The following is a 26,990-nucleotide window of genomic DNA, read 5'->3' as shown; positions in this document are numbered from 1 at the left end:
GATTCAAAATGTAATAAAAATGAAAGAAACAGAAATAAAATGTGATATCATGCGGCAAAATTTTTTCACTGTATTTTTCATATGAAGTTTCCTGGACAGCGTAAATCTAAGCACTACTTTCCAACTCACGCACGTGATCCGTTGGTCAACCAAATTCAACAAACACCCAAGCTACACCGCGCAACAATTGTCGGTGTTGGTCAAACGATTGTTGATATCGAAGCCCGTGTTGATAACGCGTTCTTAGAAAAATACGAGCTGAGTAAAGGTCACTCGCTAGTATTGGAAGAAAGTAAAGCAGATGCGCTATATGAAGAGTTAGTTGAGCGCGGTTTGATCACACATCAATACCCTGGCGATACTATTGGTAATACACTGCACAATTATTCCGTACTCGCAGACAGCAAATCTGTTCTGCTTGGCGTCATGTCTAAGAAAATTGAAGTTGGCTCATTTGGTTATCGTTACCTATGCCGCACTTCTTCTCGTATGAACTTAAACCACCTACAAACTGTTGATGGTCCTATTGGTCGTTGTTATACGCTCATTACCGAAGATGGCGAACGTACATTCGCGATCAACGAAGGACACATGAATCAACTGCTTCCTGAAAGCATTCCTGAGCAGGTTTTCGAAAAGGCCTCAGCGTTAGTCGTCTCTTCATACTTAATGCGCGGTAAGCCAGAAGATCCAATGCCAAAAGCCGTGCAAAAAGCAATTGAATACGCGAAATCGCACAATGTGCCTGTTGTACTCACGCTTGGTACTAAATACGTGATCGAAGGAAATGCTGAATGGTGGCAAGAATACCTAAAAGAAAACGTTACTATCGTTGCGATGAACGAAGATGAGGGTGAAGCTCTAACTGGCGAGAAAGATCCTCTACTTGCGGCTAATAAAGCACTTGAATGGGTAGACCTAGTGCTATGTACTGCTGGCCCAATCGGTCTTTACATGGCTGGCTACACAGACGAGTTAGCGAAGCGTGAAACGACTCTGCCATTGTTACCTGGTAACATCCCAGAGTTCAATAAGTATGAATTCAGCCGTGCAATGCGTAAGCAAGACTGCCAAGACCCAGTGAAAGTATACTCTCACATCGGCCCTTACTTAGGTGGTCCACTAGAGATTAAAAACACCAACGGTGCTGGCGATGGCGCGCTTTCTGCTCTATTACACGATATGGCAGCGAACAGCTACCACCACGTGAACGTGCCGAATTCAGAAAAACATGAATACACGTGCCTAACGTACTCGTCATTGTCCCAAATTTGTAAGTACGCAAACCGTGTAAGCTACGAAGTGTTGACTCAGCACTCTCCTCGCCTTTCTCGCGCGCTACCAGAACGCGAAGATAGTTTAGAAGAAACATACTGGGATCGTTAATCAGGCTTTAGCTAATTAGCTTTATTAGCTGGTGAGACTTTCCAGAACTAAAAGGGCTGCTATATGCAGCCCTTTTAGTATCAAACGATAATGTAAGTACAACCGAAGGTAATCAAATCGAATATTTTGCTCGTTTAAGATTTGATCTCGCGCAATGACTCTTTAGATCTGTTATCTTCCAGCACATAATTCGTGTGGTTTGCCTTTACTTGGCAAATTTATACAGTACTATCGCCACGCAAACGTTTACGTACCACCTTTCGGTTCTGATATAAGGATCAAATATGCTATCTGATATTGATATTTGTCGCTCAACTCCCCTTAAAAACATCAGTGAGGTTGCCAAACACGCTGGCTTACAAAATAACGAACACCAGCCACTAGGGCAATATAAGTCAAAGGTGTCTCTAACGTCACTGGAGCGTCTCGCTAACCAACAAGATGGTAAGTTGGTTGTCGTAACAGCGATTACTCCGACGCCGCTCGGTGAAGGTAAAACCGTTACCACAATCGGACTAGCACAAGGGCTCGCTAAGATTAACCAATCGGCAATGGCCTGTATTCGTCAGCCTTCAATGGGTCCAGTATTCGGCGTTAAAGGCGGTGCTGCAGGCGGTGGATATTCTCAAGTAGCCCCAATGGAACAATTAAACCTGCATCTGACTGGCGATATTCATGCTGTAACAGCTGCTCACAACCTCGCATCTGCCGCGATTGACGCACGTTTGTATCACGAACAACGTGAAGGTTTAGGAGCTTTTGAAGCGCGCTCTGGCTTAAAAGCCTTAGATATCGATCCCAACAGAATCGTGTGGCGTCGTGTGCTCGATCACAATGACCGCGCACTTCGTATGCTCACCGTTGGAAAAAATGAAGCCGGTAAAACGATTAATGGCTTTGAGCGTGAAGACGGATTTGATATCTCAGCAGCTTCAGAGTTAATGGCAATACTCGCATTGGCGAATAACCTTCAAGACTTGCGTAAACGTATCGGTCGAGTGGTACTTGCGTATAACCAGCACGGCTTACCGCTAACGGCAGATGACTTCAGCGTTGCAGGGGCGATGACCGTAACAATGAAAGATTCTATCGAGCCTACATTGATGCAAACCCTTGAAGGCGTTCCTACGTTAATTCACGCTGGGCCATTCGCAAACATTGCACATGGCAACTCATCCATCATTGCCGATAAAATAGCATTGAAGCTTAGTGACTTTGTTGTAACTGAAGGTGGGTTCGGCTCAGATATGGGCTTTGAAAAAGCGTGCAACATAAAAGTGAAGGCGTCGAACAAGAAACCTGACTGCGCAGTTGTCGTTGCAACATTACGCGGCTTAAAGGCGAACTCTGGATTATACGATTTAAGACCAGGGAATCCCTTACCAGATTCAATTTTTAGTGATGACCAAGACGCGCTGATAGCAGGCTTTGAAAACCTTAAATGGCATATCAACAATGTCAAACAGTACGGTGTATCTATTGTTATTGCAATCAACCGCTTCCCACAAGACTCAATTCAAGAGCTAAACGCTTTAAAACAGATGATCATCGATTTTGACCCAAGTGTTCGCGTTGAAATAAGCGAAGCATTTGGCAAAGGCGGTGAAGGTGCCACTCAACTAGCGCATGCCGTCGTAAAAGCTTGCCAAGATAACAATGAGTTCAAGCCGTTGTATCAATCTGAACAGAGTTTGGAAGAGAAACTGATGGCAGTTGCTGAAGTTGGCTACGGGGCATCAAGCATTACATTATCAGCTCTTGCGAAACAACAGCTTGAGGAATTTAACAAACACGGCTTTAACGGCCTATCGGTTTGCTTGGCAAAAACGCCGTTGTCTATCTCGACAGAAGCACACATAAAAGGAGCGCCGGCTCATTTTGACGTTCCTGTTAGAGAATTAAAACTGTGTGCTGGTGCGGGCTTTATTTATGCTTTGTGTGGCAATGTGATGACCATGCCTGGGTTACCTGATAAACCTGCATTTATGTCGTTGGATATTGATGACAAAGGGGACATCATCGGGTTAAGTTAATCAATACAATATCTTAGTTCAATTGAGAAGCTCACCAACGATTTGCCTACTCGCCATCTAACGAATTAGCCTGTTACGAGTAGGCATCATTTAGCGTTGTTTATTATTACTTAATCAATCAATTAGCAACCCCAATTGCAAAAAGTTGCACTAAAACCATAATAATATGCAAATCTTGTTTTAAGTTCTGGGTCAAGATCACATTAAAAACCCTATAAAATATATAGTATTGCGCTGATTCTTTAAGGACAGCGATGAATACGAGTATAAAAAAGCTAATCAGTCAATTTCTGTGCACCTTATTTGCGCTAGGATTAGTCCCTGCCCTCTATATTAACTCCGAGCTTGATAGGGTCGAGGCTCAGCACGCGTTAAATATTAAACAGTCTAGCCAAAATCAAATCGAATATAGCTTCAATGAGCTTGCTGTTATTGTCGATCAAATCTCAAACTCTGTTCCTGCCATTGCCGATTCACGGACACTGCTACGCGCAATTGAAGAGCCTTCAACTATCAATAGAGAAACATTAGAAGATCTTTGGGTAATGCTGGCTCGTGGCCAACAATATTACTCTCAACTTCGCTATCTCGATCTAGAGGGTAATGAAGTTTTTCGTATAAATTACAACAATAAAAAAGCAAAGATAGTTCCAAATAACAAGTTACAAGACAAATCAGCTCGTGGTTACTTTAAAACACTTCAGCAGTTAAAAATTGGAGAAGTTAGCTCTAATGGGATTGATCTGGAGATTGAAAATGGTGAGATCGTCCACCCACTGATCCCAGCACTGCGAATAATGACGCCAGTTGCTTCAGGCAACCGTATTCTCGGATATTTTATTGCCAACCTAAACATGCTTGAAATATACGACCGCCTTCTGTATCAAATCGGCACATCGTATGCTGTTCCCGTCATACTCAACCAAACGGGGCATGTCATCATGGGGCCCGATATTGAAGAATCATTTGGACACCTTATTGAGTCTCGTGCTGATAAAACTTACGCCAAGCTTTATCCAGAACTTTGGCGAGCGATTCAAGATGATCGCTCTTCAAGCTATTTTGATGGCAAAAACTGGTATTTCCATTCAAACATTAGTCCAAAAATAAAACAGTTTGAAGGGCCTATTTATATGGTTCTTCATATAAAAAATCAGCAAGTAAACAGTCAATACCAACGAGAGCAACACTCAATCCTGGTTCAGACGATTACTTTAGTTGTATTAATATCAATGATTTCAATCGGTTTCGTGCTTTGGAATATAAACCATAAAAAAAATAGTATTGAAAGCCAATTAGCCAAGGCAGCAATGAACGGTATGTCTGCATTGGTTATCACCGACAGAAACAACCGAATCATCAAGGTGAACCAAGAGTTTACTCGTGTCAGTGGCTACGAACTGGAAGATGTAAAAGGCCGCCAACCATCAATGTTTGCTTCTGGACGCTATAATCAAGAGTTTTACATTAAAATGTGGAGCGTAATTCAGAAAAAAGGCATGTGGGAAGGTGAAGTAGTCAATCGTCGCAAAGACGGGTCCTTAATTACTGAAATACTTCGAATTCAGACCATTAAAGATTCTAAAGGTGTCATCCAATTTTATGTCGCGTCTTTTGTTGATATCAGTAAACACAAAGAACTTGAGAAAAGGCTGCGAAACCTGAGTGAAAAAGATGCACTAGCAGAGTGTTGGAATCGACGTAAATTCGATCTTGAACTTCGCGATGAATGTTCCCGTGTCAACCGTTACCCAACCCGAGAGCAATCTTGCTTGGCGATCTTAGATATTGATCACTTCAAACGTATAAATGACAGGTTTGGGCACGATTACGGTGACCGCGTCATTCAAACAGTCGCTCAGGTACTACAACGTGAGTGCCGTGAAACCGATGTTGTTGCGCGCATCGGCGGTGAAGAATTTGGCATCATTCTGCCGCATACCACAACCGAAGAAGCAGAATACGTACTCAACCGTTTAAGAATCGCTGTGTGCATCGAACTGGACAACGTCGTTACCATTAGTGGTGGAATTACCAACCTAACGAACGACCCTGCCCTCAATTACAAGTGTGCTGATCTTGCCCTATACGAAGCGAAAGCTGCGGGTCGAAACAACGTATGTTTATTCCTAGACAGTGAGATGAGTGAAATCGCCTAACAGAAAATCAAGGCCGTCCCTTTAGGTTGTTAACCAAAGCGCTTGCCCACCTATTAGTAATTCATTCAATTTGGCGCAGGATAAAACTCTAAGTTATTCCCTTCGACCACAAGAATACAGTCCATGTTCGCCGCGTGAGCTGCCTGCTTACCAAGATTTGTGTCTTCAAACACAACACACTGTTCCGGCTTCAAACCCATTCCAAAACAAGCATCAAGGAATGTATCTGGGTTTGGCTTGTGATTTTTAACGTCCGTGGCGGTCACTAAAATATCAAGCTTGTTTAGAATATCGGTTTTCTCTAACAATTGTTCGGCACTTTTACGTTGGCTCCCCGTCCCTACAGCGATTTTCTTACTACCCAAGTGTTCTAACAACAAAGAATGCGTACAAGGAATAATATCGCCTTTGTCTTCAATAGCCGCAAATGAAGCCATCTTAAAAGTAGATACAGCCTGTGGGTCAAGCGATAAGCCATATTTACTGTTCACTTCACCTGCTATTTTATAGCTAGGCATCCCGCCTAAACTGTGCAGCCAAGATGCCTCAAAATGAAAGCCGAACTGCTCTGCCGTTTTTTGCCATGCTTGTACATGGGCAGGCATCGTATCGATCAGCGTCCCGTCCATATCAAAGATTAGTCCTTCATATGCAGCCAAATCTATTTTCATCACTACTACCACTCTTTAAGAAAGTTACTGATACCATAACCAATATTCAGTATCATGACTCCATATTACCGTTCAAAATGGATGTTTATGTTACAAATCTCAAACTCTGTTTCAATTCAAGACTGGGAAATTCAGTTAACTGCGATCAGAGCACAAGGAGCTGGCGGTCAAAACGTCAATAAAGTATCCAGCGCGATACACTTGCGTTTTGACATTAACCACTCAACACTACCTGATTTCTATAAAGAAAAACTGTTAGCACATAAAGATAACCGCATCACCAAAGATGGCGTGATTATCATTAAAGCTCAACAGTATAGGACTCAAGAACAAAATCGAGATGATGCCCTATTGCGTTTGAAGGAGTTGATCTTGGAGGCGACTAAAGTGCAAAAAGTCAGAAGAGCAACTAAGCCGACGCGTGGATCTCAAAAGAGACGTTTGGAAAGTAAGAAGCAAAGAAGTACAACAAAACAACTCCGAGGAAGAGTAAGTTAGGCGATTCTAAGCCGTCTATAGAACACCACTCTACTGCAGCACAGCTCTGTTTATTCAAGTAAATCGAACCATCAACACAATCACTAATATTGAATATCTAAACATAGTAAATCAACGTTCCTTAAGAATAACTAAACCGACACTACTGCTGCTTTTTGACAGACAAAATCAGTTTGATTAACAACATTCTTTCTTCACTGCTTAACAAGCGACTCGCCGCGGCTACGTCTGCCTCTGTCGGTTGAGATGCCCCAACAACATCAAGAACGACATCCAAATCCGTTACTTTCAAGGTTCTCATAATCGAACGATATTGAGACATTTTGATATCCGCTTCACCGCGCTCGATACGTTGGTACGTTTTTAAACTCATTCCAGAACTGAAAGCTAATTTTTCTTGCGATAAATTGGCTTGTTTTCTACGTTCAATCAGCGCTATCACGATAGGTTCTTGAGACATTATCTATTCCTAAATGGACAGTTATGACCTAATTTCAGCAAGAAACAGACCATATTGACGAACAACAGTTTACATAAGCTATCAAAGGCATATTATTCGCCCTATAAAAAGCGTTATGTTTCATAAACCTTCACACATTAACCGTGATGAACGAGCAGTCTAAAAACTTGAATATTCGAGTATTGGGAAGTAGTTAAAATTGCAAATTGCGAATAAAAAAAATGTCGAATGGGAAATTGCGAGTCAATATGAATTGGCTTTTTCTTGTATCAAACAGGCTTTAAAATCAAAGTATGCGCTAAGTGAGATCAGAGCAATACAACATAGGCTTCTAACTTATAAAGAAGTATTACTTCACCAGAGTATGCTGGATGACAAGGAAATGAAGCAAGCTTTTGAAGCACTCAATTCAACAGAGAAACAGCTAGTAAAGAGTGGTATCAAGACAATTAACGATACTGTTAAAGAGATCGATGAGATCATTGAGAAATACGGCAGTAAATCGACCCTAGAATTGAACTAACAGAGAAGGTTTGAGCTACCATCTGGGGATGGTGCATAGTCGAGAGAAAAAGCGAACAACAGGTAAGTCGACGATATCCAGAGACATCATGTCGACTTACACATTATATTAAGTTCTGCGTGATAGAGTAGATCTCAAGCCTGCAAGCAACATCAGCATCCCGAGCAATCCAAATGAAACACTACCACCACTGCTTGAACCAGATGAACTAGTGCCAGCATAAGCCGCGCGCTTAGCGTCTGTTGAAACAAATTTAGCAGTTTCAGTCCCTGCAATCACACTATCAATCCAACTCTCATAATTATAGATTTCAGTGAATACTGATGTGACGGTAACGCCCTCAGTAATGTTGCCACCACCACACGTTTCAGGACCAAAACTTGTAATACCGACTTGTTTATAATCAGTACCATCTTTCCAGTAAACAGGCCCACCAGAGTCACCCTGACAAGTACCGCCATATAAGCTAGAGAAAACGCTATAGTCACCAATAAAGCATATTTGATTATCAGTTAGGTTCGAACCTGAGAAAAATGCCGCTGCACATGTCGTATTATCGACATAATTCAGCGATGCTTTTTGTAATAAAGTAGTAGTATCGACACCAGATTCAGTATCTCCATGTCCCACAGCCGTAAAAGCCTGTAAGGAACTTCGATAAGTTTCGTCATCTGGGCGCTTCACAACATCATTAATTGAATCGATATTAAGCGCACTTTCAAGTTTTAAAATGGCAACATCATTACGTAACAAATCATTCAAGCTATTTGAGTAGTTGCTAGGATAAAACACCTCAGATACTCGAACTTTCTCAATGCTTCCATTTGGAAATAAAGAAGTGTCTTCAAGTTGAGGGACAACAACCGTAAACAACTGAGCATTCTCATCGCCGTAAATACAGTGCGCTGCCGTTAAGATATGCGTTGGATCTAAAATTGTTGCTCCACAGTAAGGCCCTGTAGAGTAAACACCGTCATAATCAATACGATCAATGAACAAGCTCGCCATCGAAGGGAAATCAGTTACTGATGCATTACTGCCATTCACAATATAAGGTGTTACACCTGCATCAGGAGTAATTTCGAACGCACTTTCCGTTGCCATTACACTGGATGTGTAAATCAATGGTACTAAAAGTCCTAAAACGGCCTTACGAACCGGGCTCATTGTATGGTTCACATTCATAGTTAACTCCTTGTAACCCCTACCACTTATACACAAAAATGATGAGTCGCCACCATAACACGCCATAACCATCAGTATAGTAAGTATTTATAACGAAATGGTCACACATCTCACTATTTAAGCTGATTTTCGAACCAAGCTGAGTGGATTAGATACGCTACAAATAACAAAAAAGCCCATTGTCTTATTTCTTCATCCAGAGAAAACACAATAGGCTTTTTGTTAATGTGGAATAATTCTCTCAGAAGAGATTAGCCACGATAATAACGCTGAGGTACAAACGGCATTTTTTCTACTGTCATTGGTAGCTTCTTACCACGAACTTCAGCGAATACTTCAGTACCGATAACTGCTAGGTCAGTGCGAACGTAAGCCATAGAAACTGGCTTACCAGCGTTAGGACCCGCAGTACCACTTGTTACTACGCCAATCTTGTTGTCTTCAGCATCAAACAACTCAGCGCCTTCACGTACTGGCGCTTTAGTCTGACCAACAAGACCAACACGCTTACGTTGTACGTCTTTCGTTGCGATTTGCTCAAGGATGATACCAGCGCCAGGGAAACCGCCAGCACGTTCACCGTCAGTACGACGCACTTTTTGGATACCCCATAGAAGGCTAGCTTCTACTGGTGTTGTCGTTGTATCTAGATCGTGACCATATAGGCAAAGACCACACTCAAGACGAAGTGAATCACGAGCACCAAGGCCGATCCACTCAACTTCAGCTTCTGAAGTCAGCTTACGCGCTAACGCTTCTGCGTGATCGTTCGGTACAGAGATCTCGTAGCCATCTTCGCCCGTGTAACCACTACGGCTCACGATGCATTCAACGCCATCGATATCGACTTTTTGAACGTCCATAAAAAGCATATCTGCAACACTAGGTTGGAAACGAGCAAGAACTTCAGACGCTTTAGGGCCTTGAAGTGCTAATAAAGCGCGATCATCAATAACTTCAATTTCCACGTCAGCTGGAAGGTGCGCCGTTAGGTGGTCGATATCTTGTGTCTTGCATGCTGCGTTCACGACAACAAACAGGTGGTCACCTAGGTTTGCCACCATCAGGTCATCCATAATGCCGCCCTGCTCGTTAGTAAAGAACGCGTAGCGCTGCTTACCAGAAGGAAGGTCAATAATATCTACAGGAACCAAAGATTCTAAGACAGCAGCTGCGTTTTCACCATGAAGACGAAGTTGCCCCATGTGAGAAACATCAAAAAGACCGGCAGCATCACGAGTGTGTAAGTGCTCTTTCTTTACACCTAATGGATACTGAACTGGCATGTCATAGCCAGCGAAAGGAACCATTTTTGCGCCCTCTTCAACGTGAAGTGCATGCAGTGGTGTTTTTAGTAGGTCTTGATTTGCGTGTTCTTGAGTCATTTTATTCTCCATGAAGCGTTGCAGGCTTTCCTAAATCGAATCTGCCGCTTATATCTCTATTTAGAGTCGCCCTAACGATAGTGATTACCGTTAGAAACAGTAGATAGTAAAAAGTGATGTCTTTTATATAGGTTTATAAAGCTAGCGTTATAAAAACAGACAGCAGTACAAAAACTCTACAACTCACTTTCTAAGAATTCACTTCAGTAAACTTCAATCAACATGAGTAAACCGTGTTCACTATAATAAACAAGGCTGAGTCAGTTTTACACCCTTAACAAGATTAAAACAGCTCAAAATGTGACATTTAACAATTTAAAAACAATTATTCGATGCATACAACAACGCGATATTGATGATTTTCACATCAATATCGCGTCATTTGGCAAACGTTAGAAACAAAAGCAAACGTTTGCATCCACTATAAGAAATTCGATCTTTGTTAATTTATTTTGCTGTCACCCACAAAATGAGCGCGTCTTCTGCGCTAGTCGAGATAAGCATGTGACCCATATTGGCATCGTAATACATGCTATCACCTTCACTCATAGGCACCGGTTCGTAGAATTCTGAGTAGAACATCACATCGCCGGAGATAATCATTAAGAACTCTTCACCGTCGTGACGAACCCAATCATTGTACTCTTCAAAAGTACGAGCTCTCACGCGGCTCTTAAATGGCATCATCTTCTTATTAGACAGCTCTGTTGCAAGCAGTTCATGCTCGTATGTTGGGGTTGGATGAGGTTTACCCTGACCGACTTTAGTTAAATCTCGCCGACCTGTTGCAACTTTTTTTCTAGGTGGTTCAAATAGTTGCGGCATATCTATTTGCAAGCCCATCGCTAATTTTTGCATAGCTTGAAAGGTTGGCGAAATTTGTTCGTTCTCGATTTTACTGAGCGTAGAACGAGCTAAGCCAGTACGCTGACTCGCCTCTTCTAGCGTAATCCCAAGCTTGCTGCGAATATCTTTAATACGCTGACCGAGCCTAAGTGGTTCAATATTCTGGTCTAACGTTTCTTTCGCCAACGTTAAAGATGGGTACTCATCATAAATGTCTTCTGACATAGGTCCCTCATTAATTTCTTACTTCCTGTCTATTAAACTCATTGTTGCATGAAGCGCTTTGTTGATTAAAGAGCGCACACAGAAATAAAGCGTGCTCCCCGTAGCAAAACCAGAAAAGTTGTTTCCTATTGGAAATTTTTGTTGAAAATTGAATTTAACGGAGCTATGTTATCGACTTGTTAGATGAAGAGATGCTACTTCAGCTTGCTGCAAATGATAAATTTAACATTTGTAAGAGCTGTTTTTACCCGAACTTTTTTGGGAAACAATTCGTGCTGCATTGACCCTACAACGATCGCTTAGACGCTGTAAGAGTATATTTATAACGCTATTCACGTTTATTTATACCTATATAGCGCAAACGATACCGATGCAGAAATCAACGTAAGACCTAATGGACTATAAAAACAATCACCATTAGCTTAATGAAAGGTCTCGACAATGAACGCTTACCAAAACCATAGCTTAGACAGTTTTTTCTCTACAAACCTATCTGGTACTGACGACGCTGTATTTGCTGGAATCCAAGCAGAGAACACTCGTCAAAACGAACAAATCGAACTTATTGCTTCTGAGAACATCGTTTCTAAAGCAGTAATGCAAGCTCAAGGCACTTGCCTAACCAATAAATACGCGGAAGGTTATCCAGGCCGTCGTTATTACGGTGGTTGTGAGCACGTAGATACCGTTGAATCTATTGCGATTGAACGCGCTAAACAGCTGTTCAAATGTGAATACGTAAACGTGCAGCCTCACTCTGGCGCTCAAGCAAACGGAGCAGTTAAACTTGCGCTACTTCAACCTGGCGACACTATCCTAGGTATGTATCTAGACGCTGGTGGTCACCTTACACACGGTGCACGTCCTGCAATGTCGGGCAAGTGGTTCAACGCAGTACAATACGGTGTAGACCGCGATACTCTAGAAATCGATTATGAAGCGGTACGCGCTTTAGCTATCGAAAGCCAACCTAAAATGATTATTGCTGGTGGTAGTGCTATCCCACGCGTTATTGATTTTGCCAAGTTCCGTGAAATCGCTGACGAAGTTGGCGCAATCCTAATGGTAGATATGGCACACATCGCGGGCCTCATCGCAACAGGTGCTCACCCTAGCCCACTACCACACGCACACGTTGTTACTACAACAACTCACAAAACACTTCGTGGCCCACGCGGCGGTATGATTCTTACTAACCAGGAAGACATCAACAAAAAGATCAACTCTGCAGTGTTCCCTGGCCTTCAAGGCGGCCCACTAATGCACGTTATCGCGGCTAAAGCTGTGGCGTTTGGCGAAGCTCTTGGCCCAGAATTTAATACTTATATTGATTCAGTGATCGACAACGCAAAAGTTCTCGCTGAAGTGTTGCAAACTCGCGGTTGTGACATTGTGACTGGCGGTACAGACACGCACCTGATGTTGGTTGACCTTCGCCCTAAGGGCTTGAAAGGTAACGTAACTGAAGAAGCATTAGAACGTGCAGGGATCACATGTAACAAAAATGGCATACCATTCGATACAGAGAAGCCTATGATTACTTCTGGTATCCGTTTAGGTACGCCAGCTGGAACCAGTCGTGGTTTTGGCACTGAAGAATTCAAACTTATCGGTGAATGGATCGGTGATGTACTTGATGGCTTAGTTGAGAGCCCTGAAGGCAACGCTGAAGTTGAGCAACGTGTTCGCAAACAAGTTAAAGAGCTTTGCAAGCGCTTCCCTCTTTACCGTTAAACCGTTTTTAAGATTTAAATTAAAACCTCATAAATTTTTGGAGAATAAGCAATGGACAATACACTAAAGTTTGCAGACAGCCACGAGTGGGTAAAAGACAACGGTGACGGTACTGTGACTATCGGTATTTCTGAGCACGCTCAAGAAATGCTAGGTGACGTTGTGTTTGTTGACCTGCCTGACACTGGAGACGAAATAGAAGCTGGTGAAAGCTTCTCTCTCGTTGAATCAGTGAAAGCAGCTTCTGATATCTACGCACCAATCTCTGGCGAAATCGTAGAAATCAACGAAGAATTAGAAGATAGCCCTGAGTTAATTAACGAAGAATCTTATGAAGGTGGCTGGATTGTTAAAGTGAAGATGTCTGATGCGTCTGAACTAAACAACCTTAAAGATGCGGAAGAATACCTAAGCTCTATCGAAGAAGATTAATAGGTAACCTCATTACGATAAAGCTGCTCTTGTGAGCAGCTTAATTTTAGGGGCTAGCTCACGGCTCCAGAGAGAAAGTAGAACATATCATGACTGAATTACTTCAAAGCCAATTACTGAAAGACCTGGGTACTCAAAACGAGTTTGTTGCTCGTCATAACGGCCCTAATAAAGCAGACCAGCAAAAAATGCTTGAAGCGATCAACGCGACTAGCTTAGACGCACTGATCGATGAAACGGTTCCTGCACAAATCCGTCTTGAAAAACCAATGACACTTGCTGCGCCACTGAGCGAAATGGACATGCTGACCTCTCTTAAGGAGATCGCGAACCTAAACCAAGTAAAACGTACTTTCATTGGCCAAGGCTACTACAACACATTCACTCCAAACGTTATTCTGCGTAACGTTTTAGAGAACCCAGGCTGGTACACAGCTTACACACCATACCAACCAGAGATTTCTCAAGGTCGTCTTGAAGCTCTACTAAATTACCAACAAATGGTAATGGATCTAACAGGTATGGAAATCGCGAACGCATCCCTTCTTGATGAAGCGACAGCGGCTGGCGAAGCAATGACACTGTGTAAGCGTGCTGGCAAAAGCAAGAGCAAAGTATTCTTCGTTGCTGACGATGTTCACCCTCAAACACTAGAAGTTGTTAAAACTCGTGCTGAGTACATCGGTTTTGAAGTAATGGTTGGCGCTCTTGAAACACTTCCTGAGCAAGACGTATTTGGTGCGCTTCTTCAATACCCTAGTACAACGGGTGAAGTTCGCGACTTAACAGACATCATTGCGAAAGCTCAAGCTAACAAAACACTGGTAACAGTTGCTACTGACCTACTTGCTTCAGCTCTACTCAAGCCAGCTGGCGAAATGGGCGCAGACGTAGTCATCGGTTCAGCGCAACGTTTCGGCGTTCCTATGGGTTACGGCGGTCCACACGCTGCATTCATGGGTACTCGTGAAAAGCATAAGCGTACAATGCCAGGTCGTGTAATCGGTGTATCTATCGATACTCACGGTAACCAAGCACTACGTATGGCAATGCAAACTCGTGAGCAACACATCCGCCGCGAGAAAGCGACATCGAACATCTGTACAGCTCAAGCACTTCTAGCAAACATGGCGTCTTTCTACGCGGTTTACCACGGTGCAGAAGGCCTACGCACTATTGCTCGTCGTACACACCACATGACAGCTATCCTAGCGGCTGGCCTGACTAAAGCGGGTTACGAGCTAACAAACAACAGCTTCTTCGATACCATCACGATCAACTCTGAAGAGAAGACAGATGCACTGTATGCGAAAGCACAAGCAGCAGACATCAACCTTCGCCTTCTCAAGGGTAAAATCGGTATCAGCTTAGATGAAACTACAACGATCGACGACGTGAACTCACTGTTTGCAATCTTCGACGTGAAAGAAGACGTTCAAGCACTCTCTTCTGACATTGCATCAAACGAGTTTGCAGCAATTCCAGAAAACTGCCGTCGTGAATCAGAGTTCCTAACTCACCCAGTATTCAATACGCACCACAGCGAAACGCAAATGATGCGTTACCTAAAACAGCTTGAGAACAAAGACTTCTCACTAACGCACGGCATGATCCCACTGGGCAGCTGTACGATGAAGCTGAACGCTGCTGCTGAGATGATTCCAGTAACATGGCCTGAGTTTGGTTCAATTCACCCATTCGCACCTCTAGAGCAAGCAGCTGGTTACACAGCGCTAGCGAAAGATCTTAAAGAGAAGCTATGTGAAATCACTGGTTACGACGATTTCTCACTACAGCCTAACTCTGGTGCATCTGGCGAATACGCAGGTCTAATCGCAATTCAACGTTACCACGCAAGCCGCGGTGAAGCTCACCGTAACGTTTGTCTGATTCCAAGCTCTGCGCACGGTACTAACCCTGCAACAGCATCAATGGTTTCAATGAAGGTAGTGGTTGTTAAGTGTGATGAAGATGGCAACATCGACATGACTGACCTAGCAGCGAAAATCGAGAAGCACAAAGACAACCTATCAAGCATCATGATCACTTACCCTTCTACGCACGGCGTATACGAAGAGCAAGTGAAAGAAGTGTGTGAACAAGTACACGCAGCGGGCGGTCAGGTTTACCTAGACGGCGCGAACATGAACGCTCAAGTAGGTCTAACTTCACCTGGCTTCATCGGTTCAGACGTATCTCACTTGAACCTACACAAAACATTCTGTATCCCACACGGTGGTGGCGGTCCAGGTATGGGTCCTATCGGTGTTAAATCGCACCTAGCACCTTTCCTACCAGGTCACATCGAAAACGGTGTACAAGGTTCTGACTACGCGGTATCAGCTGCAGATCTAGGTAGTGCTTCAATCTTACCTATCTCTTGGGCTTACATCGCAATGATGGGCGAACCTGGCCTAACAGACGCAACGAAAGTAGCGATTCTTAACGCGAACTATGTGATGGAGAAACTACGTCCTCACTACCCTGTTCTTTACCGTGGCACTAACGGCCGCGTAGCGCACGAATGTATTATCGATATTCGTCCACTTAAAGAAGACACAGGCATCAGCGAAGAAGATATTGCTAAGCGTCTAATGGACTTCGGTTTCCACGCGCCTACTATGTCTTTCCCAGTAGCTGGCACACTAATGGTTGAGCCAACTGAGTCTGAAGATTTAGAAGAGCTAGACCGTTTCTGTGAAGCGATGATCGCAATCCGTCACGAAATGGCAGCAGTGAAAGCGGGTGAATGGCCACTAGACAACAACCCTCTAGTGAACGCACCGCACACACAAGTTGACCTTTCAGGCGCAGAATGGGATCGCCCTTACTCTCGCGAACTGGCTTGCTTCCCATCGAAAGCAACGAAGAACTCGAAGTACTGGCCAACAGTTAACCGTGTAGACAACGTATACGGCGACCGTAACCTAATCTGTTCTTGCCCAAGCATCGATAACTACGAAGACTAATTAGTAGCGGAGCTAAGCAGCGAAACATAACAAAGGCGAACCAAACGGTTCGCCTTTTTGTTTTCCGAAATTCAAGGTAAACAAATGCATTGACCTTACCGTAAGGGAAAGGTTTAAGGTTGATCTAAACCAACATTGAATTAGGAATCAATTATGGGATGTTGTAACAAAGCGCCAAAAGGTGGAGCCCCTCTTGGCCTGCTTCTAAAAGTCACGCTTGGGATTGGTCTTTTCGTGTTTCTGCTGGCTTTGTGGCAGTAAGAAGCTAATGCACACTAGGTTTGAAGCTAAGAAGTGATGGTATGAACAAGATAAATAGCGCCAAGTTGGTATTGGCACCATAGCCGTTTGTTAAGCGTAATTTATTAGCACTCTAAATCTATCGAGAGCTTCAGCCTCAATATATTCTGGGTAAGTGTCTATTAAGTGTTTACCAAATGCTTTTATATCGGTATCTGTTGCGATCCAACGAACCTGAGTGTTGTCATGGTAAATACTGATAATTCGGACAACTTGCGCTTGAGTGTACTCCTCAAAACCTGTAAGTCTTTTTATTGCGTCATGCGCATCACTAAATGATGTAGATTCATCTAATACATCAATTGCAATATTACGCTCTAGTTCTGCCGCCGTTTTAGCTTCCGGGAAGTGTGCCGCTATAAACTGAGATAAGCGACGATAAGCAATCACTTTTGATTCTTTCTTTGCTTGCCATTCATGAGCGAGATATTCATTAATCGCATTTGTATCTACAGGGCTATAGTAATCCCCATCATTTGAAACAACATAAAGGTCTTCGTCATCAGGAAGGTTTTCAAGTAACGATTCCCAATTAACGGAGTCACCATAAGACCCATTTTTCCCGGGAGGATTACCAAGGTCAAATCTAGTAATGCTTTTCGTAACTAACTTGTCCGTATTGTCTAAACGATTAGAAGCCTCAAATATTTCTTTGACTGCTATATCTGCATCTAAAGTTTCAGACAGGATCTTATCTTCAAGGTTTCTAGCGATTTCTGATTTGGTTTTATTTAACTGCTTTTGTATTTCAATCAGCTCCGGAGACTTTTCATCTGCTAATACTAGTTGAGGTATTTGTAGTGTAATGTTCTTTTTGAAATCCTTCGTTAATCGTCCAATTTCACCAGCTCTATTCCGCCAAAATTCATTAATAATAAGCTCTGGTAACCATAACGTAATCTTCTTCTCCTTATGTAAAATCAGCGCTTTCTTGAGCTCTTCTATGCTCTCTGAACTAAGATTATAAAATGTGAAATAGATATTCGTATCAATAAAAACGTTCATTATTATTTTCCTATTTATTACCAACTGAATTACGCTTAACGCTTTGTTAGGGTTATACCATCACCACCCACCAGGGCTAAAATCGTCGTAAGGAGAAGGTGCAGGAGGAGTTGGTGCAGGAGGGTCAGCTTTGACATCCAGCGACTTTGATAGTAATTCTACGTTTTCAAAAGGTAGCATATTCAAATCACCGTCTTTAGATATGTTTAACACAAACCCACCACAACCCTCAGACTTTGACTCTGTCGATTGTTCAATAAATCGTATATATCTACAGAACTCATCATATGTTTGCCCAAAACTACCTTTCAATAATGCAGGACAAAATTTATTAAGTGGACAGTATCTGTCTAGCGGTTTGTCCACATCACTATAAGAAATAAAGCCAATGCCGTCATTCAAACCAAAGCCTAAAAAATGACCTTTATCTGCTAACTCTCTCATTTCTATGTTGTAACTATTATTAAGAGCTTGGTTAAGCTTTCTTTTAGGTTCTTTATACAACTCTGTTTTGATACTGTCAGGATTGCGTTTGAACTCAAAAATATAATTCTTCCCTGACCAGTTTACAAACAAGTCATTCAGCTTCTTTTCATCTGGCGTTTGCTGCACTAATTGAACTGCTTTGTTACTTAATCCATTCCCAGCGCTAGCGCTGTAGTGCCCCAATGAAAAGATAAAATTTCCAATATAGATATTCTCATATGGCTGCTTCATTTTTCCTCCATAACCCTAACAGCTATTAGATAGAAAGATTTTGCGCTTAAATACAGAATTTTCTATCTAGTTCCTTATGCTACCAATTGTACTGGTCTTTGTCTTTCCATAACAATCACTTATACCGTCACTTTAGTGATTAGCGTGGCAAATATAGAATTTATTTTTCTAGTATGATTCCCACTAAATCATTAACTTACGCGCGTTAAACCCGTGTTGTAACCATCAGAACCTATCCGAATGTCAGAGCAAATTAAACTCTATAAATCCAATGCTTGACCCTATACGGTAAGGTGTTTATATTGTCGCCCGCCCAACGGGCACATCCTAAAATACACACCGGCTATCCTGCCATCATTCGTGTATTTATATTGGTGTTGTGAACTTCCATGCTAACGAAATTTCGTCCTTTTACTCGTGAATCGGGTGCGCTTATGCATCTTTCGATTCCAATCATTTTGACTCAAATAGCGACCCAAGCGATGGGATTTGTCGATACGACAATGGCTGGCCAAGTAAGCCCTGCCGATCTCGCCGCTATTGCACTTGGCACCAGCCTTTGGATTCCTGTGTTGCTGCTACTGCGTGGGGTGATTATGGCGTTAACGCCTGTTGTCGCTTACCACCGCGGCGCACGCGACTTTCAAAGTATCTCTGTCGAGTTCTTCCAGATGGTTTGGTTGGCATTAATTGCTAGCGTACTGCTTATCGCTTACTTGGTGAGTGCGAAACCGATTTTAGAATGGATTGGCGTAGCCGCTGAGATCATTCCAATTGGCAGTGACTATGCGTTTGCCCTAGCCTTTGGTGTACCGGGTATTGCCCTGTTCTACACCTTGAACGGCTTCTGTGAAGGTATGAACAACACCAAAGTACCGATGATCATTTCGGTAATAGGTTTGCTGATTAATATTCCAGTCAACTACGTGCTTATTTACGGTAAGTTTGGCTTCCCTGAAATGGGCGCTGTGGGTTGTGGCTGGGCAACAAGCTTAGTGTATTGGTTAATGTCGGGAATGCTCTATTCCTACATTAAAGGTCATCACCACTACAAAACCATTATTAGTTTTGCAGACGCTAAACCAAAAGCAAAAGAGATGCTTCACCTTCTAAGATTAGGTTTACCTATCGGGATGAACATCGCGGTATGTGGCAGTATCTTTGCGGTAATCGCGTTGATGATTGGCCGTATTGGTGCAGAGAACGTGGCAGCCGCGCAAATTGCACTTAACATCTCGAGCCTGACTTACGTGATTCCTATGAGTATCTCATTTGGCATTACGATTCGTGTTGGACATGCACTAGGCGAGAAGGACGAACTAGGCGCAATTGAACGCAGCAAAGTCGGCATCTTGGTTGCGGCGTTGATTTCATTACTTTCAGTTGCGATGTTCCTTCTGTTCCCTGAGTGGATCATTAGGCTTTACACCACCGACCCTGCGATAAGCGCAACGGCAGCGGTATTGTTGACCTTTACAGCTATGTATCAATTCAGCGATGCATTGCAAACGTCTGCTAACGGCGCACTGCGTGGCTATAAAGACACTAAGATCCCGATGATCTTAGCTATCGCTTCATATTGGGGCTTGGCACTACCACTGGGCATGGTGTTGGGCTTAACAGACCACATTGTACCTGCAATGGGTGAAGAAGGCTTTTGGATTGGTATCCTAACGGGATTGAGCGTTTCAGCGACGCTGATGTTACTTCGCTTGCGATACGTGATTAAGAAGCGTGACTTGCCACCAACAAGTGCTCCATTGGCAAACTAAGACAGAGCATCAAGCAAACACAAAAAAAGCGCGTTACTACCAACTGGTAATAACGCGCTTTTTATTCGAAGTCTAAAAATCAGTTAAAGGGTTCGGTTTAACAATTGTTGTTAACAATACGAACTGTACACTCGCATCCTTCATCAGGACATTGGCTGCCATTTGTTCGGCCAAAAGAGTCATAAAGAACAAAGCAACCTTGGCGCGTTTCTAGATCCGCGTCAGTTATGTTCGTACTATCTAATTCAGCTTGGGTAAAGTCGTAGTCATACCCGACCACAGTGTGTCGATTACCAAAATCAGAAGTTAAGCTGTCATCATCTGACAAAGTCATAAAGTCGATCATCGTCAATTTGTCGCCCGACTCTCCCCGGCTCTCTGGGCAAAGCGTTCCCCAATCAACCTCAACGCTACCGATACCAAAATCGATTACATAGTTACTCTGATCACCTGGATTTGATGCGTCAGGATCAAGCCCTGCGATAATAGCTTTAGAAGTCACCTGCGTGATCACGCCTTCCATCGCACCCGCAACACCTTCAAGTACTGCTTCTCTCGCTGACTCTTGAATATTGAGGAACCTCGGGGCTGTTGTAACGGCCAATACTCCAAGTATCACGATCACAATGATTAATTCCATTAAAGTAAATCCGTTTTTCTTCATAACACCCACATCAACTGACAACTACAGATACAATTACTGAATGAATTATCAATAACTATACATCGTGATGAGATGCGGGACACCTTATGTGTCGCGTCAGAGTTGTTGTTTAGTCGATTTTTAGACCTTGCGCATGAGAGGATGAAAATTAACGCCTTGTTGTCGCTGTCTTATTTGATCGCGTTGTTTTGAATGAGCAAATTGTCACGATATTACACTGCAGGTACATTCTTCATTTCTGTTGCGCTCTATCGGAGTATCTGCGTCTGCATATCGCAAAAAAATAGCGCTCATGTATGACATAAGCGCTATTCAATAACTGGAGACTCACACATCTCTTAAAGAGGTATGTTGGGAAGTCTAGATTTTAAATGAACCAACATAACGATCGAGAACTTGTGACAACTCTGCCAGCTGCTGGCTTGATTGCTCTAACTTCTCACTTGCGCTCAAACCGTTTTTGACTGAGCTATTAACCGTATCCATGTTCATATTAATTTCATTCGCCACCGCTGATTGCTGCTCAGTTGCTGTGGCAACTTGAGTGTTAATATCGAGAATGGCCAAAACTTGTGTAGAAATTTTCTCCAAAGCTTGGCGAGCCATTTCTGTTTCAGTCGTACCGTCTTCAATTAAGCTCTTACTATTACTCATCGAGCTAACAGCGTTCTTAGCTTCGGTTTGAAGTTGGTTGATCATGTTGTCAATTTCATCGGTAGACTGCGCAGTTTTTGTCGCAAGATTACGAACTTCATCAGCAACGACAGCGAAGCCTCGGCCAGCCTCACCAGCACGCGCAGCTTCAATTGCAGCGTTTAGTGCAAGCAAGTTTGTTTGCTCAGAGATACCTCGAATAACGTCAAGAATCGTACCGATGGACTGTGTATTATCAGCAAGGCTCACGATGATGTCAGAAGCACTATTCATCTCTGCTTCAAGATTCAAAATTGAAGTCGACGTTTTTTCGATTGTCTTATGACCTTCTTGAGTTTCACTCGCAGCCATATTTGCCGCACTGGCCGCACTGGCCGCGCTAGATGCAATTTCATTGACCGTGGCAATCATTTCATTCATAGACGTCACGACCAACATAGTTTGTTCGTTCTGTTCTTGTCCTCTTTGCAATGCTTGCTGCGATTGCTCACGAAGACCAATAGCGGTGCTATTTAATTCAACACCCGTATTCACCGTTTGGGTAATTATCTCGTGGACCTTACCAACAAACACATTGAAAGCCGTTGAGATTTGAGCAACTTCATCATTCCCTTTGATCGGCAGACGTACTGATAGATCGCCATCACCTTCAGAAATATCTCGTAGTGTGTTTTTTAGTACCAAGAGAGGCTGCATCAGTTTGTTCAGAAGAAACGATAGAACAACGAGACAAACAACAAAAATGAAAACCATCGAAGCGAGCTGATAGCTAATAATGCCATTCGTTGCTTGGCTAACCTCTGTGATAGGGATACCGATATCAAAAGTACCGTACAGCTCACCGTTGACGTAGATAGGTGCCATGATGTCAAACACCCACACTTGTTGAACATCTGCGTACCACTTCGAATACTGTTGTACGCCTTTGGTTGCACCTTCAACGGTATAACTATCTTCATAAACTTTATTGAGCTTATTTTTATCGCTGTGTGCGATAGCACTTACGTTGCTATCAATAACAATGGCATAAGTCACATCAGATCGCTGTTTCAGTTCACCCACCAGCTTTTGTAAATCTTGAACTGGGTTGTCCGAATTCTCTAAGATATACCCAGCGTTCCCAGCCAAGAACTCAGCTTGAACTTGAGATTTGTTCAATATTATCTCATCAATTTTTTCGCTTGAGATGAAATAAGTTGACGCCATACTCGCAGCGACGGCAATGCCAAACATTATAAAAACGGCAAATAGGATTGTTTTCTTCATTTCGGTTGTCTCGACGCAAGTTTGTTAAAATTTCTCTAAAGGTTTCAAAAAATGAAACCAAAGCTCGCACGTTTTCTCTCGTGTTCAAGCTCACCACTATTCCTTTATCTGTTAAAAGCCCGATAACTTTAGCTGAAGAATATAAAAAATATATGCTGATCACATTTGTGCAACACGAAAAATCATTCAAAAAAGTCAATTAATTGGAAATCAAGTAGTTGGATATCAAGTTAAAGGGAAGAAATATCGCTTAATAAATAAGTGCAAAAACACCCGTTAATGTAGCGTCAGTTCAGGTAGGAACAACATAATCAAATCACATAGACAGCCCAATAAGAGCCTTCCTTGATGCGTTGCGATACAAAGACACTCTTCCCACTAATCGATTTCTAATAAAGATGTAACCCATTTTTGTAGCGGATCGTCATTATATCTCGGGTGCCAAGCGGCTATCACATCGAAACTCTCAGGCGATTGTTCCATTGGAAGTTTGACTAGGTTCAGCCCTTCTATCGCTCTGGATGGTAAGAAAGCAATCGAGTCAGTGGTGTTTAAATACATAGGTACAATCGAGAAACACGGGGCGGATACTACGACATTGCGCTTTAATCCGAACTTCCCAAACCATTCGTCAATCGACCCTTTAAAGTTTGGACGTGATGGTGACGCAATTATGGTTGGATAACTTGCAACCTCTTCTAATGAAGGCGTGGTTTGTGCGATAGATGAATGAGGTGAAGTAACACACACATGGTTCTCTTCAAACAGCTTAATGACTTTATAACTATCTGGAATGTAATCAGGGAATGCGATGGCTAAGTTCACCTTACCGCTTTCCATTAGCTCCTGCAGATTATCGATTTCGAAGTCACGCACAATCAACTTTAACTTTGGCGCTTGCTCCCTTAGCTTTGCAATTAAGCTTGGTAGGATGATCTGCTGGGCATAATCCGTCGCCGCAATCACAAACGTCCCGTTAGCTTTCTCCGGCACAAAGTTGGTCTTTGATAACAACAAATTGAAATCGATAAGTAAACGATCCACTCCTATCGATAGCTCTTGTGCAAACGTCGTCGGGACAAAGCCATTAGTTTTCCTTACAAATAACCTATCGTCGAACACTTCTCTTAGTTTCTTCAAATGCTCACTAACAGCTTGCTGAGTCAGCCCCAATTGATTGGCGGCTTTGGATGCGTTCTCTTCACGTATTAGCGCTTGGAAAACCCTGAGTTGCTTTATGTCTAATCGGTCTAATTTGCTCAAACTTACCTACCGCTCTGAAATTGGATTCTTTGTGAGTGTAACACTGCACAAGAAAAACCAGTAACACTCACAATTAAGCTTTGTTTCTACTTGTTTAGTTATTTGGTTAAAGTTCTTCCATCGAAACGAAACACATACAGATCGGAGAACAACATGAAAACAATCATTCTAATTGGCGCACGTGGCAAGATGGGTCAAGCAGCATTAATGGGCTTAGGCAATCATAACGTTATCACTGCGGGTCGCTCTGGCGATGTAGACCATATTGTTGACATCACTGACCCACAATCAATTGAAGCGCTGTACAAGAACGTTGGACACTTTGATGCGGTTGTGAACACCGTTGGCCTCTGCGAATACAATACCTTTGCGGATATGACGGAAGAACAGTGGATGACCACGGTAATGAGCAAGATGATGGGACAAATTAACCTTGTTCGTATCGGCCAAAAGTACATCGCTGACGGTGGTTCATTTACGCTGATTAGTGGCATATTGAACGTTAAACCAATCCCTTTTGCAATTGCCGACGCAACCACCAGCGGTGCGATAGACACCTTCGTAAAGTGTGTCGCTTATGAAATGCCAAGAAATACTCGTATCAATGTCATTAACCCGACCGTTCTTGCTGAAGCATGGGATGTTTACGGTGAAATGATGCCAGGCTTTGAACCTGTACCAAGCAAATTAGTAGGCAAAGCCTTCGAGCGTTCAGTCGATGGCTTCCTTACTGGTGAAGTAATTTTCGTAGACGCTTAGATCTCGTCAGTAAACGTTTTTGTAAGCGCTAGATTTTTATGAAAATTGCTTTGATCGATACCTAATAATCCGTCTATGTCTAACAAAAAAGGCGAACCATTTGGTTCGCCTTCTTGTTTGAAAATCGTGCTTAAAAAGTCATGTTTATCGATTTATCGCCAAATATGATCCAGCCGCAATCATTATTCCACCTGCACTTTGGTTTAATCTTTTATGTGCGCGTGGCGTTTTAAGTAAACTTGCCATTCTGCCCGCCCCCATTGCAATTAGCATTAAACCGGACATCAGAGCAACAGATGCTAAAACAGAAACCAAGACGATATCTTGTGAACGCAAAACCGTTAGATCAACGAAAGTTGGCAAGAACGAAATATAGAACAAAATTACTTTGGGATTTGATGCCGAAATTAAAAACCCTTGCGCAAAACTGGCGAGTTCTGATTTCTGACTTTGCTTGGCCGCGAGCTCCGCTGAACCTTGCACTTCAGGTAGGCTCTTAAACATCTTGTAGCCTAAGTAAATCAAATAAGCGGCACCAACGTAGCGAATCACCTCGAAAGAAAACGACCAATTCTCAGCAATCGTCGCGAGACCAAAACAGGCAAGCGTAAGATAAATAAGATCACTGCATATCATTCCTAACGAAAGAGTGATGCATTTTCGCCATCCCTGAACCATGCCACGAGCTAAAATGGCAAAGACTCCAGGTCCTGGAGTGATACCAAATATAAACATGGCAATAAAGAATGTAACTGCACCTTCCAATGACATCGGCTTGTCCTTACTTATAAGTCAGCATGATTGATCCAGAACGTACCATGCAGCCTTGATTCTGGTAAAGAACGTTTTTGACTAACAACGATTCGCGCTGCGCATGTTTTGAATAAGTGTCACACGTAATTTACCCAGTAAGCATGTCTAGTAAGCAAGAACCAAGGTATTTTTCGTTAAGACATAAAAAGGCAAACCTAGTGGCTCGCCTTTGAAAAATATTGATTACAAATCAACGTGACAAGATTAGTTCGCTATTGGTGACAACAACTCTGGGTTTACAACTATGTTTCTCACTCCATGCGCGTGATCTTCGTTGAAGTCATTGCCTTCACACCAGCTGCCAACCGTCGCAATGTTTACTTTCGCTACTTGTGGTCTCACGCTCCATGTTACTTGGAACGGCGAACCTTGTTCATTATAGCCAGGGCCCGTTGTAGAGCCTGCGTATTGAATAGCTGACCCCGTATTTTGTGGAATATTTGGAGCTTGGTTTAAACCGTTGACTTTAGAGTGCTTCGCTAATGCTTCGAAGTCGAGAGCTTTGCCGTCATTGACTAGCACGAAAACTTGGGTTTCTACACGCAGCTGCGGGTTGGTAATTGCATTATTAAAACAAGCGCCCAATGTTTCACCCGGTTCAACTTGCGCCGTTGAATATACGTAATGCACCTCAATAGTATCTCCCGAGTGAAGAGAACCATGGTCACTTGGACAAACCTTTTGATCGAATGGTTTAAGTTCAGCCGCACTTAGCTTACCTGTGTATTTGAAACCACTTTGGAAGCCCTTACCATCACCGTTGCCGGCGTATTGAGTAAACTCTCCACCTTTGTGCTCAGCGTTTTTGTGGAAGTGAATATTACACAAGTTCATTGCGGTAGAATCTGGTGCATCCGAAAACAAACGTGCGTTGGTCCCCTTTAAAGACCCCAAATCACGGGGGGCTTGCGGACCGAAACCTTTCCCTTGAGTATTTTCGGACAGGTTCGCTCTTTGTTCAGCGATAACACTGTCTGCCACAGACTCATGACTCGCATCTGATGCGCTCGCTTGAGCTGACAACATCACCATCGCGACACTTAAAAATAGACTCTTATTCTTCATATCTCTTCCCTAGAATATTGATAACTAAACCCAAATACACGTTACAGCAAAGATTTTACTATGCTCACCAATGAATATAAGGGTTGTCTCTGTAAGATTAGATTTCATTGCTTAATTAGGGAGGAATATTAGAACCCTTGATGCATATAACAAGTCAAGTGCAGCAAATTCCGCGAGTCCCTTCCATAACGAATAAATTCCTACTT

Annotated in this window: 22 protein-coding genes; 10 read left to right on the top strand and 12 right to left on the bottom strand. The window is 42.8% G+C overall.

Annotated features, from left to right (window positions below; translation table 11 throughout):
• The first annotated feature begins 81 nt into the window (after positions 1 to 81).
• The 3 genes from OCW38_RS17690 (at position 82) to OCW38_RS17680 (ending at position 5,578) form a co-directional block, all read left to right on the top strand.
• Positions 82 to 1,386: an inosine/guanosine kinase gene (locus tag OCW38_RS17690; RefSeq protein ID WP_010429474.1), complete on the top strand. Its 1,305-nt coding sequence runs from the start codon at positions 82 to 84 to the stop codon at positions 1,384 to 1,386.
• Positions 1,387 to 1,670: 284 nt separating this feature from the next.
• Positions 1,671 to 3,419 (top strand): formate--tetrahydrofolate ligase, encoded by a 1,749-nt coding sequence (locus OCW38_RS17685; RefSeq protein ID WP_016796507.1) that lies wholly within the window; start codon positions 1,671 to 1,673, stop codon positions 3,417 to 3,419.
• 254 nt (positions 3,420 to 3,673) lie between these two features.
• Positions 3,674 to 5,578, top strand: coding sequence for a sensor domain-containing diguanylate cyclase (locus OCW38_RS17680; protein WP_010429468.1), 1,905 nt, complete (start codon positions 3,674 to 3,676; stop codon positions 5,576 to 5,578).
• A 65-nt stretch (positions 5,579 to 5,643) separates the two neighbouring features.
• On the opposite strand, the gene OCW38_RS17675 is transcribed toward OCW38_RS17680, so the two are convergent.
• Positions 5,644 to 6,249: a beta-phosphoglucomutase family hydrolase gene (locus OCW38_RS17675; protein ID WP_010429466.1), complete on the bottom strand. Its 606-nt coding sequence runs from the start codon at positions 6,247 to 6,249 to the stop codon at positions 5,644 to 5,646.
• An 87-nt stretch (positions 6,250 to 6,336) separates the two neighbouring features.
• On the opposite strand from OCW38_RS17675, the gene arfB reads away from it, so the two are divergent.
• The gene (gene arfB / locus OCW38_RS17670) at positions 6,337 to 6,747 is read left to right on the top strand and encodes an alternative ribosome rescue aminoacyl-tRNA hydrolase ArfB (RefSeq protein ID WP_016768716.1); all 411 of its coding nucleotides are present in this window, start codon (positions 6,337 to 6,339) and stop codon (positions 6,745 to 6,747) included.
• 142 nt (positions 6,748 to 6,889) lie between these two features.
• Here arfB and OCW38_RS17665 read toward each other — a convergent pair whose 3' ends face one another.
• A complete protein-coding gene (locus OCW38_RS17665; protein WP_010429462.1) occupies positions 6,890 to 7,207 on the bottom strand; it encodes a helix-turn-helix transcriptional regulator in 318 nt (105 codons plus the stop codon).
• Between the two features lie 199 nt (positions 7,208 to 7,406).
• Here OCW38_RS17665 and OCW38_RS17660 point away from each other — a divergent pair, with 199 nt between their 5' ends.
• Positions 7,407 to 7,730 carry a hypothetical protein gene (locus tag OCW38_RS17660; RefSeq protein WP_016798001.1) on the top strand — a complete coding sequence of 108 codons (324 nt, stop codon included), beginning with the start codon at positions 7,407 to 7,409 and terminating at the stop codon, positions 7,728 to 7,730.
• 108 nt (positions 7,731 to 7,838) lie between these two features.
• On the opposite strand, the gene OCW38_RS17655 is transcribed toward OCW38_RS17660, so the two are convergent.
• The 3 genes from OCW38_RS17655 to OCW38_RS17645 form a co-directional block, all read right to left on the bottom strand.
• Positions 7,839 to 8,915, bottom strand: a complete 1,077-nt coding sequence (locus OCW38_RS17655) for a S1 family peptidase (protein WP_016798000.1) — start codon at positions 8,913 to 8,915, stop codon at positions 7,839 to 7,841.
• A gap of 251 nt (positions 8,916 to 9,166) precedes the next feature.
• Positions 9,167 to 10,300: a glycine cleavage system aminomethyltransferase GcvT gene (gene gcvT / locus OCW38_RS17650; protein ID WP_016797999.1), complete on the bottom strand. Its 1,134-nt coding sequence runs from the start codon at positions 10,298 to 10,300 to the stop codon at positions 9,167 to 9,169.
• Between the two features lie 447 nt (positions 10,301 to 10,747).
• Positions 10,748 to 11,371, bottom strand: a complete 624-nt coding sequence (locus tag OCW38_RS17645) for a helix-turn-helix domain-containing protein (protein WP_010429452.1) — start codon at positions 11,369 to 11,371, stop codon at positions 10,748 to 10,750.
• Positions 11,372 to 11,812: 441 nt separating this feature from the next.
• On the opposite strand from OCW38_RS17645, the gene OCW38_RS17640 reads away from it, so the two are divergent.
• The 3 genes from OCW38_RS17640 to gcvP all read left to right on the top strand — a co-directional run bounded on the left by OCW38_RS17640 (position 11,813) and on the right by gcvP (position 16,506).
• Positions 11,813 to 13,105: a serine hydroxymethyltransferase gene (locus OCW38_RS17640; protein WP_261896368.1), complete on the top strand. Its 1,293-nt coding sequence runs from the start codon at positions 11,813 to 11,815 to the stop codon at positions 13,103 to 13,105.
• A gap of 51 nt (positions 13,106 to 13,156) precedes the next feature.
• Entirely contained in the window at positions 13,157 to 13,537 is a 381-nt protein-coding gene (gene gcvH, locus OCW38_RS17635; RefSeq protein WP_004730871.1) for a glycine cleavage system protein GcvH, read from the top strand.
• Positions 13,538 to 13,626: 89 nt separating this feature from the next.
• Positions 13,627 to 16,506 carry an aminomethyl-transferring glycine dehydrogenase gene (gcvP, locus tag OCW38_RS17630; protein ID WP_016789847.1) on the top strand — a complete coding sequence of 960 codons (2,880 nt, stop codon included), beginning with the start codon at positions 13,627 to 13,629 and terminating at the stop codon, positions 16,504 to 16,506.
• A gap of 351 nt (positions 16,507 to 16,857) precedes the next feature.
• Here gcvP and OCW38_RS17625 read toward each other — a convergent pair whose 3' ends face one another.
• Together OCW38_RS17625 and OCW38_RS17620 are read right to left on the bottom strand one after the other, a co-directional pair.
• The gene (locus OCW38_RS17625; RefSeq protein ID WP_261896365.1) at positions 16,858 to 17,811 is read right to left on the bottom strand and encodes a PIN domain-containing protein; all 954 of its coding nucleotides are present in this window, start codon (positions 17,809 to 17,811) and stop codon (positions 16,858 to 16,860) included.
• A gap of 60 nt (positions 17,812 to 17,871) precedes the next feature.
• Positions 17,872 to 18,528, bottom strand: coding sequence for a hypothetical protein (locus OCW38_RS17620; RefSeq protein ID WP_261896363.1), 657 nt, complete (start codon positions 18,526 to 18,528; stop codon positions 17,872 to 17,874).
• A 389-nt stretch (positions 18,529 to 18,917) separates the two neighbouring features.
• Between OCW38_RS17620 and OCW38_RS17615 the strand changes: the two genes are divergently transcribed.
• Positions 18,918 to 20,300: an MATE family efflux transporter gene (locus OCW38_RS17615; RefSeq protein ID WP_261896361.1), complete on the top strand. Its 1,383-nt coding sequence runs from the start codon at positions 18,918 to 18,920 to the stop codon at positions 20,298 to 20,300.
• Between the two features lie 97 nt (positions 20,301 to 20,397).
• On the opposite strand, the gene OCW38_RS17610 is transcribed toward OCW38_RS17615, so the two are convergent.
• From OCW38_RS17610 to OCW38_RS17600, 3 genes are all read right to left on the bottom strand, one after another.
• A complete protein-coding gene (locus OCW38_RS17610) occupies positions 20,398 to 20,940 on the bottom strand; it encodes a type II secretion system protein (protein WP_261896359.1) in 543 nt (180 codons plus the stop codon).
• A gap of 384 nt (positions 20,941 to 21,324) precedes the next feature.
• Complete coding sequence (locus OCW38_RS17605; protein WP_016768838.1) at positions 21,325 to 22,851, bottom strand: methyl-accepting chemotaxis protein; 1,527 nt, start codon at positions 22,849 to 22,851, stop codon at positions 21,325 to 21,327.
• A gap of 411 nt (positions 22,852 to 23,262) precedes the next feature.
• Complete coding sequence (locus OCW38_RS17600) at positions 23,263 to 24,147, bottom strand: LysR family transcriptional regulator (RefSeq protein WP_010429411.1); 885 nt, start codon at positions 24,145 to 24,147, stop codon at positions 23,263 to 23,265.
• A 153-nt stretch (positions 24,148 to 24,300) separates the two neighbouring features.
• Here OCW38_RS17600 and OCW38_RS17595 point away from each other — a divergent pair, with 153 nt between their 5' ends.
• The gene (locus OCW38_RS17595; protein WP_010429409.1) at positions 24,301 to 24,906 is read left to right on the top strand and encodes a short chain dehydrogenase; all 606 of its coding nucleotides are present in this window, start codon (positions 24,301 to 24,303) and stop codon (positions 24,904 to 24,906) included.
• A gap of 144 nt (positions 24,907 to 25,050) precedes the next feature.
• On the opposite strand, the gene OCW38_RS17590 is transcribed toward OCW38_RS17595, so the two are convergent.
• Both OCW38_RS17590 and OCW38_RS17585 read right to left on the bottom strand, forming a co-directional pair.
• On the bottom strand, positions 25,051 to 25,677 hold the full coding sequence (locus OCW38_RS17590) for a LysE family translocator (protein ID WP_016784203.1): 627 nt from the start codon (positions 25,675 to 25,677) through the stop codon (positions 25,051 to 25,053).
• A gap of 246 nt (positions 25,678 to 25,923) precedes the next feature.
• Complete coding sequence (locus OCW38_RS17585; RefSeq protein WP_016797995.1) at positions 25,924 to 26,784, bottom strand: delta-class carbonic anhydrase; 861 nt, start codon at positions 26,782 to 26,784, stop codon at positions 25,924 to 25,926.
• Positions 26,785 to 26,990: the final 206 nt, after the last annotated feature.

Source organism: Vibrio cyclitrophicus (assembly GCF_024347435.1).
Taxonomy (GTDB): Bacteria; Pseudomonadota; Gammaproteobacteria; order Enterobacterales; family Vibrionaceae; genus Vibrio; species Vibrio cyclitrophicus.
The sequence above is the reverse complement of the archived record's forward strand: the minus strand, read 5'-3'. Positions and strand labels throughout refer to the sequence as shown.